Below are 11,201 nucleotides of genomic sequence, written 5' to 3' on the forward strand. Positions count from 1 at the left end.
GGTTGAAGTTTTCAGATGGTATTAGTTTAATACTACCTGTAATTTCAGCTTTCGCTCCATAAAATGTAATCCCTAAATTTAGGTATATAAGGTAACGGTTTTGTTATTCCCAAGTGACTTGTTTTCAATAAAAGCCCGAGCGATGATGCTCGGGCTAATTAACTAGGCTATGTTCACCAAGACTACCGTTTAGCTTGGCATTCGTTGAATGTAATTATTTCATAATGATTTTGGTGGTGTAACTTTCCGATCCGTGGGTCACGCGCACCCAGTAAATACCTGAAACTTTCTGTGACATTACCTCAGATATATCTACACGTCTATTTCCCAGCTCGGTAGGAGAATCATAGATAGTTCCTAGTGTTCTCCCCACTTGGTCAACCAGTTCAATACTTGTTTTAGCCTTTGATGATGCATGATACTCCATCATCAGGGACTGACCATCTGTAGGGTTTGGATACAAAATCATAGCACTCAGTGATGGATTCTGTGAGGGTACTTCTGGTTCCAACATCGTTCTTGCTCCAGGGAAAGTCAAGGTCATATCTAGACTACCCGTCGTGGACCAGTTGCCCGCATCATCACGAACCAGACTCCTTACCTTGGCAGATGCCGTTCTGATATCATCGGTCGATGCAGTCCCAGCGGTGATCAGTTGACTAGAACCCGATCTGAACTTATATACCGTTAGATCGTCAAACTCCACTTCGGTAGCGTTTGTCCTCAAGGATATGCTATTACCCGTACTGAGCGGTGTAGAATCCGTCCAAGTCGCAACAGATACATTGTCTTTGAATACCTCGATCACGCCATAGGCTGGACTATAGGTGATCTTATAGTTAGCCCAATTGTTGTCCTGCGGAAGATCCACCGTAGCTCTCGTGTAGAGGGCATTGCTCACTGTTTCATAAATTCGAACCTTGTCGTCATTGCCACTGAACCAAATGAGATATGAATTACCTCTTTGACTCAAAGTAGCATCATCAGCCATGATGTGAATACCGAACTTCCTCGGTCCTGAAGTCGATACTACTTTAGCCGAAAACTCATATAGATAAGGTAGCCCAGACGTCTGAGACAGATACGAACTCAACTTTGTGTTGTCCGCTACTACATCTGATTGAATCATTTTACCACCAGTAGCTGTCCATGTACCCGTCCCGTAGGTATAGCCAGTATAGGTTTCTTCAAAATGATCATTAAAGAAACCATTGTTTCGGTTGGCATACCACATGGCACCATATTTTTCTAGCGTCTGGTAAAATTGACGTGTGACGCCTACATTGTCCGTATCCGTGAAGTTCGCGGTAAAGTCTCCAGACTGTGTCGTACCTCCAGTTGCCGAAATAGAGGTCGTAGGTGCTACCGTATCCACTCCAGACGGTGTGCAAGTCCCCCCTATGCTGTTTTGTAATCCCAGAAGGTACGCTTCAGCAAACAAATCTCTCCAACTATCACTGAGCAACTTAGTTTCATCAGCGGTATCCACAAAGCCTATCTCGTTGAGTACACCGATCGCATTGTTGCCATTGAGTACGGCAAGGTGAAAAATGTAAGAGTCATCTTCTACAGATCTACGGTCACTCCATGATCCTTTGTCTACCATTCTGTCTTGTATTTCTCTAGAGAAGGCACTGTTGTCTGCATCCAGTGAAGTACTTCTATTGCACCAGAAGGTTTCGGTACCTGATCCACCGCCGGCGTTGCAATGAATACTGATGAAACGATCCGCTCCCCAGCTATTAGACATGGTTTTTCGTTGCGAAAGACTAATCCATCCATTGGCCGTCGATCTTGTCATGTGCACTGTCCAGTTGGAACAGCTGTTTTCGATTTGATCCTTTAATTTCAGTCCTACTGCTAGAGCTGTAGCATGTTCGGTGGCACTACGACCATCGGGGTTGGTTCCTGTAGCACTGTATCCATGACCCGGATCTATGACTACCACTTGTGCCTGCGCCATATGAATCACCGCTAAGATGATTAGTGTTAGTACTGTTGTTTTTATAGTAAAAATTGATTTCATGATATGGATTTATAGTTCTAAGTCAGCGATAAATATTTTACCCGTTTTTTCATCCGAAAAAGCGATTTTCTTTCCGTCGGGAGAGATGTCTCCCCACGTCTCTATTAGGTCGTCAGATTGTGTCAACCGTGTCTTTGATTTATCATCTGTCTTGATGAAATATAAATCCGAAGCTGAGATACTGTGTCCGTCTAGACTGATGTCTTCAAATGTCAAGATAGCTGCATTGTCAGGCATCCAGCTCGTAGCTAGCCCCATACCCAGATTCTTTCTTTCACCGCGTCCATCTACTGCATACTCATACATGTATGCTCCTTCGTGGACAATCACCGACTTTTGATCTGGAGAAAGTACTGGCTGATAAAAATCACCCTCTTCTTTGGTGATAACCCAAGGCTCACCGTCTTCTCCTCTTTTAGCTTCTAGCTTAAGTGTTTTCAAATTGATGTAGACGAGCAATTCTTCTGACTTATAAGGATTAACTTTTCGCTGTCTGAGACTAAGTGGATTTACATTCTTTAGTTCTACTTCTTCTCTAGTTTTGAGATCAAAACTTTTGACTCTAAGCTGAGTATTGCTGTGGTTGATTTGCTCTCTGAAGATTACTTGTTTGCTATCCATAGACCAATCTGCCATGTATCCAATGCCTGCACCAGAGCGAATTTGCTCGACTTTTTGATTAGACTTAAAGTCAAGAACAAAGAGCTCGTCATTGTGATGACCTGTAAATAAGAGTTTCTGCCCATCAGGAGACCAAAGCGGCGCTTGGTACTCTCCATTAGAGGTAACTGACCTCACGTTTTTCAAGTGTTGCCCATACAATTTGGCATGACTCAATAGTAACATGACGATTGCGATCATGCCTAGATTAATTTGTTTGTTCATAATGATTTTTGTTAAAAATGTAAAAAATGCATCTCACTGAAATAGAGAGATAGTTTGATTCTTTCGATGGGTTGGATTTATTGTTTGCGAATAACGTTATGGTAATCGCTAGTACATAGCTATCCCGGCTCGCTTAAATAAAGCCAGGTTGTAAACAACAGTTAAACTGCTCAGAAAGCATCCATAGACGCTACACCATACGACCTATAGATCGTGTGAGGATAGAGTACATATGGCTCTTTTGGGATACTGGTAGTTCTAACATGTAAGTATCGAACGTATCTTAGGTGTTTAGTACGATCTATTCATTACATACAACGTTTACTAACCACAAAGACGTCAATCAAAACTCAAACTAACTTCCGAATCTCCCTAAGAGAATAAATGAGTCAATCTTAAATAATCATAATACCCTAAGTATCTGAAAGTAGTAAATATTAAGCTGAGGGTAGTACAAGTGTTTCATACGCTTATTGTTTAAACTAGTGTAATTCTAAACTATGAAGTAATTGCCAATATGCAATGCGCTTTTGCACTTTTTTACAAGTACCAGCATCATTATCAATAATAAATGGCTTACATATAGGTGTTTTTGCATGTTTATGCGTTTTTATAACTATAAATATCAGCTTTAGTTATATAAAATAATTAAAACGCACTAATACACATGAACTGCGCAAACAATGTTATTAAACATTGATATCAAACATTGCCTCACACCTATCGCACTGACACTACACTAATCCACATTTTGTAGAACCCACCCCACAGTAGCCATGATTGTAGCTTCCCCTATCAACAGGCCTTATTAAGCCGCTATGCGGCTATTTGAGTCATACAGCTTCCGTTGGCACACTTTTATCACCTACTAAATCATAAATAATTCGAACACCTAAAATCTATAAAGATGAAAAAATTGAATTCAAAAGTTAAATATACAGTACTAGGTCTTATTGCAATTTTAGTAGCAGTGTCTATGTCTTCGTGTGATGACGAAACTGAGCTAGAAGTCAAACTATTTATAGAAGGCACTTGGAATGCTACCTCTGTGACAGGTGGGGTCAGTGATGATGATGGAGATGGCGTATCTGGGACGGACGAAGATCCAGACTGGTCTATCACCTTTAATGATGACTCCTACACGGTAGATGGTGATGCCATCATTGAAGGAAATGGTAGTTACACGGTAGATGGAGACAAGATTACCCTTGACCCAGAAAATGGATCTCCTACTTCATGGAAAGTAGAAGATATCAATGCTGACTACATGAGAGCCTCATACACGGACGAAGGAGATGATGGTTCTGCTACCATCGAGATCGAATTTGATAAACAATAATAGGCAAGGCTAAACCACTGTAGAACTTAGCATAAGTTTAGTTTACAGTCTCAACAATAACAATATACAAAGTAGAGTCCCCTAATTAGAGCCCCGTGACAGTTGTCATGGGGTTCATTTTGATAGTAGAGAGTAAATCCTATGAAACCACCCCACCCCCCTTTCAAAGACCATTTGACTTACCGCCAAAAACCCGCACAGGTTTACGCCAAAGCGTAGTGTAGTTTGTGAGAAAACCTGCTGTTGTTTGTGTGAAAGTCTGCCTAGGTTAGAGACAAAGTCTGCCTAGGTTCAGGAGAAAACCCGCGCGATTCGAGAGAAAGTCTGCACGGGTTTGGGACAAAGTCTGCGCAGATCTGAAGCAAAGTCTGCGCAGGTTTGAGACAAAGTCTGCACGGATTTGAGACAAAGTCTGTGCAGGTTTTGAGGGGCATGTGACTAGGCCTTATTCTCCTCATAGGGAAGCTTACAAAACAAGGATGCCGTTGTTGTATTCTTCTTGTGCCTCTTCGAGATTGCCTGTGATGCGAAGTGCCTCATCTACAAGCTGGTCGGTGCGTCCACTGGCAAGTAGTCTGGCTCCTGTCTCTTCCGTGCTGTTCTCCTCGAGTTCTTCGGGTCGGTGGATCTACCGGGCGAGTAGGATTGTGAGCAGGTAGTCGAGTCTGATCTATAAAATGACTTATAAACGGACATGAAAAAGGCCTGACAGTTTATCTATCAGGCCTTTTCGCTTTACGATTGCCTACTGGCTAAGCCTCTCCGTAGACCTGCATGGTCGATAGTGTCGGGCTGGCAGCCCCTCCTACTTGCTCTACAGTGACGGCAAAGGCATCTGCCTGTGCGATATTTTTCATAACCTGAAACGAAGCGGCATCTGCGTCGAATACCCCTGCGTCGATGGGTTGACCATCTTTAAGTGCCCAGAGTTGATATTGTTTTCCCTCTGGCAGTGCGGCGAGTGTAGATGAGTTCAAGTAGATCTCCTCCTGCTCTGGATTCCAGAACAGGACTGTCTTAGCTGACGCTGCATTAGGTGTCCCATCCAGAATAATTCGTCTAAAATCTGGGCTGTTCACCACATCAAACTGCACTTGGTTGCTGGCTAGCTCGTTCTTGACGAACTGAAAGCCCTCTGCCAGTTCTTGGTGCTGTAGGTTGAGATCAGACAGCTCTCTTTCGGCAGACTGCCACTCTCCACGATAGTACAAACTCGCCACTGCAGAGACAATTGCGATGAACACACTCGCAGCGACCATGTATCGGAGCATACTGTGATCGGTAGATTTCTTCTGTACATCTCTATGTTCCATGATGAGTTTCTTGACAGTAGCTGCAGGCGTAACTGCACGATCAAATGAAAGCATCTCCAAGATTCTCTCTAAATCCTCGTACTCGTGCTTTACTTCCTCGTCACTGGAGATAAACTTCTCTATCTCTCGCGTCTGCTCTGATGTCAACTCACCTGTGATGTAGGCCACCAGATAGCCCTCTTTTAATATTTCTTGCTTATTCAAAGTCCTTTTTCAGTTTATCCTTGATACTTAATAGACAGTTCCTCAATCGAGTTTTAACAGTTCCCAAAGGCATTTCTTCCTTTTCGCTGATCTCCGCATGAGAGTATCCCATAAAGAAATTGAGTTGAATTAGTTTTTTACACATCGCCCCTATCTCGTTGAGAACTCCCGACAAGCCGATGTAATCCTCTTGATTACCTTCGCTTTCGAACATATCTACGAACCCCGTGATGTCATCGGATTTATCCTGCACTTTAAAATCAGTAGAACGTCTCACATCGATGGCACGGTTACGTGCTATTCGATACATCCAGGTAAATAACGTTCCTTTTGATCGATCGAATTTCTCGATTTGATTCCAAATCTTCAAAAACACATCATGCAACGTCTCTTCGGCCATTTCATGATGATTCAGTGTTTTGAATATGATTCCATACAATGCACTAGAATAGTGATCGTATAGATAGTCTAGCGCCGTGGGATCTTTGTCCAATAGTCGCTTGACAAGAAGGGAATTAAAGTCTTTAGTAACCAAGTTAGATTTAGTTTATCTCATACAAGAATGCCTACAAAAGCAAAAATGATTCGCATATAAAGCGCATCGATTGTACGTTTGATACGCGAATCACTTAAAGCTAAGGGATCGCTCGTCTCTTTGCAAATTCAAAGGGTCTCCAATGACTAATTTTGTTGCTCGCGCAGGTAGGTAGCAAGTAGCTTTTCAAGTAGTTCATCCTTAGACAAGTGCATCAACTGATCTTTGAATTCTCGTTTGGTCGCTTCGTCGAGTTTGTCTCCGACGGGTTTAGATTTAGCAATTTTCCCTCCCCAAATAATCGCCTTATCTACCAATTGATCCTTGGCGCTCGGGATAGGAAGCTGGTGGAGTTGGAGTTGGAGCGTGCGTTCTATCTCTTTCATTTTGTCTATCTCCTCTGGGAAGACAAAAGTCAAACTCACGCCTTTCTTGCCCGCACGGGATGTACGGCCACTACGGTGCGTGTAGGACTCGCTCGTATCAGGCAGATGGTATTGTAGTACTACCGCTACATCATCTACATCTACTCCTCGTGCTGCCACATCCGTCGCGATTAGGAAATCAATATACCCTGCACGATACTGATCCATGACTTTGTTTCTCAATCCCTGAGGCAAATCCCCATGTATCGCCCCACTGCTCATCTTATGCGCAGACAGTTGTTTATAGAGCTTTTGTACACCTGATTTGGTACGACAAAAGATAATGACCTTTTTGCCCGTGTATTTTTTGAGGAAATGCAGTAGGACATTCATCTTCTCCTCAGCAGGCACGATGATCGCCTGGTGTTTGATATCTGTATTGGTACGCTCCGCCTCTCCTACGAGTACTTTCTTGAGCTCTTTGTGAAGGTATTTCTTAACGATATGCTGAATATCATCTGGCATGGTCGCAGAGAACAACCAAGTCGCATACTGTCGATTGGCAGTCGCCAAGATCTTATCGATATCGGTTTTGAATCCCTTCAACAGCATTTCGTCCGCTTCGTCAAACACGACCTGATTGATCGTCTCCAGATGAACCACCTGTCGCTGCACCAGATCCATGAGTCGCCCTGGGGTAGCTACGATCACATGCGAACCGTTGCTGAGGTCATGGATTTGTGCTTTGAGGGATACTCCTCCATATATGGATTCTATTTTGAGTCCCTCTATATGCTTGGCTAGTCCTGTCAGCTCCTTGCCTACCTGCTCACACAACTCTCGAGTAGGCACCAATACGACTGCCTGAACCTTGCCAATACTCGTATCGATACGCGAAAGCAAAGGAATGCCATAGGCAAAAGTCTTGCCTGTCCCCGTCGCTGATCGCCCAATAAAATCCCCCTCATGCGCCATCAACACAGGTATCGTCTGCGCCTGTATCTCGCTAGGGACTTCTATACCCTTTTCTTGTAAGGCTTTAATGATCGGTGAAGGGATATTCTCGGACGAAAAGTTATTCATAAGATGTGCTTTTTAGCGTTTCGGCAAAGCTAGGCATATAATCTATAGGGTGAGCCATAGACGTGACAATCAACATGGGCTAACCAACGGGACTTAGTGCACGCCAAGTATGCGATCCATCACCCAACTCGTATGCGCACCTGACTCTCCTAACGAAGGATGCGTGCCTTGGCCTGCGAGATGATCTCTCATATCCTGGACATGATGTAGCTGTACTGCTCCAGGGTGAGCAATCTCCAAAGCCTGTCGGCCTTCAGCAGTTTCTAACACCACAGGCTGCTCATCAAAGACCGAAAAGGAAATAGTCCCTAGACTACCATAGATTTTCACACTATCCTCGTAACCGAAAGTCCCAAAGTTCCAGCTCCCTGTACCCGTCACTGTACTCGTATGTAGCCACGAGGCGGCAAACGCATCCTTGGCTCCATACAGTCCCTGTTGGTTGAGACTAATGCCAGAAACGTCCTTCATCTCCCCTAGCAAATAGGCAAACAAATCTAATCCATGACTCGCCAAGTCGTCGAAGTACCCTCCAGGTGCTACGACAGGATCAGTACGCCAGTTGTACTCCTTGCTTTGGTCTTGGTCACTTGGCCCTTTGCTGTAGTGCCAACTGATGTGTCGAACCGTCCCTACTTTCCCCGCATCTATCCAAGATTTCACTTGTGTAAATCTCGGTAGTGACCGTCTGTAGTATGCCACGAATAAGGGCAAGCCCTTCTCCTTGAACGCTTCGACGATGGCTTTGCTTTCAGCATAACTAGGTGCTAGTGGTTTTTCGATACAACAAGGTTTGCCAGCAGCAGCTACTTTTTTAGCGTAGTGTAGATGCACATCTGGTGGAGTCGCGATATACACCGCGTCTACTTCAGGGTCGGCGATGAGCGCATCCGCATCACCATAGTAGCGTGCCACGCCATGACGCTCGGCATAGTCACGGGCTTTGTCTAGGTCTCGTCGCATGACTGCTACGATTTCGAACCCATCAGTCTGCTGATAGGCAGGACCACTTTTGACCTCTGTGACATCTCCACATCCTATGATTCCCCACTTGATGACTTTTTGCTCTTTTCCTTCTGACATTATTGTTCGTTTTTGCTATTCGCTAAAAAACAAACTTAGTGTTGAGACGATTCAAAAAGAAGCCGTTGCTCTATTTATGTTTTCATCTGTTGTTAACCTTTGGTTTCACGTGCAGCCAGTGCCGTTACTTTGTCTAGCCATTTGGCTCTTATCTCAGGAGTCGATTTATTGACTGAGCCGAAAAAAGTAGTCTTGACAGGTTTAACCCCACAGAACTCTAAAGTCCCTTTTTTGAGTTGGTGTGTAGCAGGCTGTTTCATAACCCAACGATAGTACCATTCCGGAGAGTCTCCTGTTGTGATAATTCGAGCTGTTTTTCCTTTTAGCAATTGATTGGGAAACACTTTCCCTTCTTCAAACTTAAAAGTTACACCAGGTAAGAAAGTTCTATCAATGAAGCCCTTCATCAACGCAGGGAATCCATACCACCATATCGGGTGGATCCAAACCATGTGATCGCACCATTTGATTTGCGTTATTGCGTCCTCGAGATCAGGCTCTAGCTCCTGCACCTTTTTATATCCCTGTCTTAGCTGCACATCAAAAGCCAACTCATGTAGATGGATGGTTCTTACTTCTGCGTTTTGCACTCCGTTTTCATAAGCATTTACTAGTGCAGTGCTCAATCCATTCACATCAGTATTCCCATTGATAATCAAAACTTTATTAATCATAATCTATATGTTATCTATTCGTTTTTACGTTTTAGGTCGAATGACCTATAGCAATTGTAGGTCATTCGACCTATTTTAGCAACAAAGCGATAAGAAATAAATGGGAAAGCGAGAACAAACCATCGATACGATACTACAAACGACCATGAAATTATTGGCCAGCGAAGGACTGGGAAAGCTATCTATGCGCCGTGTGGCCAACGAATCTTCAGTGAGTTTGAGCAACCTTCAGTACTACTTCAAGGACATAGAAGCCTTGCTGATTGCGGTAGTGGCTAACTACTTTGAATGGTGCGCGCAGGAAGTGCAAGACAACATCTCCAACAGCCAAGATGCTCGTTTTGAAACTTTCCTTCGCAACATCCTAACGGATCATTTGGTGGTAGGCGGAAAGACAGACCGTTGCATTATGTTTAGAGAAATATGGGCTCTTTCCTCTCGCAGTACTGCAATAGATACGGCTGTCAATCAATACTATAATGCGTATTGCAAACAGGTGGTCAGTACCTTAGCAAACTACTCCGCTCAACCAGCAGTAGTAGCGGCATTGCTACTGCCCTATGTAGAAGGTTATTCGATCATGGGCAACAGTCTGACACTAGATAAGAAACAAGTCATGGATTCACTGATAGCAGTAATCGTTGGATTGGGGTAGAAACTTAGATGGGAAAAGCAATAAATCACGTTAATCTAAACAAAAAGGGCATGTTCTCTAGTTGTGTTTACAACTAGAGAACATGCCCTTATCGATACCATTTAAACTATTGCTTTAATACCTTATAAAATCGCACACTATTGTTATCCTCTTCTACCTTAAGCAGATAGAAATTAGATGAGTGGGGCAAGGATATGTTGACGTCAGTAGTCTCAACCCATCTATGGGTGGCATATAATCTACCTGACATATCTATAACCTGTATTGTACCTGTAAATGGCTTTTCTGTCTGCAAACTGATTTGATCATGTGTGGGATTAGGATAAAACACCAATTCCTCGTTTAACGAATCTTCTGCTCCCAACACATTTGTACCATCTAGATTTGATTTGATCACCACACTACTATTGACCAGAGTGATTTCATAATTGTCCGCTGATCCTCCCGACAAAACAATCGGGTACACTGCAGATGAGGCACTGACCACCGCTGTGGAACTAATAGTTGGCAACTCTATGTCCGAGGCTGTGTCATCATATACCAATCCCTCCAATGACATAGTCAGTTCAGGAATCTCTGAATTGACTTTGACTACAACAATATTTGCTCTGATCGTCAAGGGTGCTTTGTCAATCACCAAATCCGCTGTAACCTGTGCTCCAGTATAAGGAGGAAATGCCTCCTGCGTTGCTGTTATCGTCACAGAGCCTGAAGCTTTGATCGTAGCAGTAGTTCCAATGACCGATAGGATATCACTATTAGAAGAAGTATAGTTGATGACTCCCTCACTATCACTGTTCGCTCCCAGTTCGAAAACAGGGTCTCCGTATACTTTGTCTGTCAAAGCCAAAGTTAAATTCGGCAATTCTAGTTCTTCTACTACTGCTATGATCGTGAAAGAAAAAGTCCCTTCGTCTGCATCATCACTGCTAATGGTCACCGTCTCTTCATAAGTCCCAGCCGCCGCTCCAGTCAAAGACACGGTAAAGGTGACCACTTCGTCTACTGCTACTGTCGACACAGCACTCGTCACCACATA

The 11,201-nt window shown here is 43.6% G+C and carries 10 protein-coding genes; 2 read left to right on the forward strand and 8 right to left on the reverse strand.

Features of this window, described 5'->3' with window-relative positions; translation table 11 throughout:
- Positions 1-214 precede the first annotated feature (214 nt).
- On the reverse strand, positions 215-2,026 hold the full coding sequence (locus BUB99_RS00135) for an N-acetylmuramoyl-L-alanine amidase (RefSeq protein ID WP_073118323.1): 1,812 nt from the start codon (positions 2,024-2,026) through the stop codon (positions 215-217).
- A gap of 9 nt (positions 2,027-2,035) precedes the next feature.
- The gene (locus BUB99_RS00140) at positions 2,036-2,911 is read right to left on the reverse strand and encodes a TolB family protein (RefSeq protein ID WP_073118325.1); all 876 of its coding nucleotides are present in this window, start codon (positions 2,909-2,911) and stop codon (positions 2,036-2,038) included.
- A gap of 907 nt (positions 2,912-3,818) precedes the next feature.
- Here BUB99_RS00140 and BUB99_RS00145 point away from each other — a divergent pair.
- On the forward strand, positions 3,819-4,250 hold the full coding sequence (locus BUB99_RS00145) for a lipocalin family protein (protein ID WP_084190248.1): 432 nt from the start codon (positions 3,819-3,821) through the stop codon (positions 4,248-4,250).
- 752 nt (positions 4,251-5,002) lie between these two features.
- Here BUB99_RS00145 and BUB99_RS00150 read toward each other — a convergent pair.
- The 5 genes from BUB99_RS00150 to BUB99_RS00170 all read right to left on the reverse strand — a co-directional run bounded on the left by BUB99_RS00150 (position 5,003) and on the right by BUB99_RS00170 (position 9,507).
- A complete protein-coding gene (locus BUB99_RS00150) occupies positions 5,003-5,767 on the reverse strand; it encodes an anti-sigma factor (RefSeq protein ID WP_073118328.1) in 765 nt (254 codons plus the stop codon).
- A complete protein-coding gene (locus BUB99_RS00155; protein ID WP_084190249.1) occupies positions 5,760-6,302 on the reverse strand; it encodes an RNA polymerase sigma factor in 543 nt (180 codons plus the stop codon). Before BUB99_RS00155 ends, BUB99_RS00150 begins: the two co-directional genes overlap by 8 nt.
- A 146-nt stretch (positions 6,303-6,448) precedes the next feature.
- On the reverse strand, positions 6,449-7,750 hold the full coding sequence (locus BUB99_RS00160) for a DEAD/DEAH box helicase (RefSeq protein ID WP_073118332.1): 1,302 nt from the start codon (positions 7,748-7,750) through the stop codon (positions 6,449-6,451).
- Positions 7,751-7,843: 93 nt separating this feature from the next.
- Positions 7,844-8,833, reverse strand: a complete 990-nt coding sequence (locus BUB99_RS00165) for a Gfo/Idh/MocA family protein (RefSeq protein WP_073118334.1) — start codon at positions 8,831-8,833, stop codon at positions 7,844-7,846.
- 92 nt (positions 8,834-8,925) lie between these two features.
- A complete protein-coding gene (locus BUB99_RS00170; protein WP_245816763.1) occupies positions 8,926-9,507 on the reverse strand; it encodes an NAD(P)H-dependent oxidoreductase in 582 nt (193 codons plus the stop codon).
- A gap of 100 nt (positions 9,508-9,607) precedes the next feature.
- Here BUB99_RS00170 and BUB99_RS00175 point away from each other — a divergent pair, with 100 nt between their 5' ends.
- A complete protein-coding gene (locus tag BUB99_RS00175) occupies positions 9,608-10,162 on the forward strand; it encodes a TetR/AcrR family transcriptional regulator (protein WP_073118336.1) in 555 nt (184 codons plus the stop codon).
- 106 nt (positions 10,163-10,268) lie between these two features.
- On the opposite strand, the gene BUB99_RS20325 is transcribed toward BUB99_RS00175, so the two are convergent.
- Positions 10,269-11,201 (reverse strand): MBG domain-containing protein (locus BUB99_RS20325; RefSeq protein WP_170863692.1); only part of this gene is annotated, 933 nt, incomplete at its 5' end.

Origin of the sequence: Reichenbachiella agariperforans (genome assembly GCF_900142205.1) — a bacterium.
Lineage (GTDB): Bacteria > Bacteroidota > Bacteroidia > Cytophagales > Cyclobacteriaceae > Reichenbachiella > Reichenbachiella agariperforans.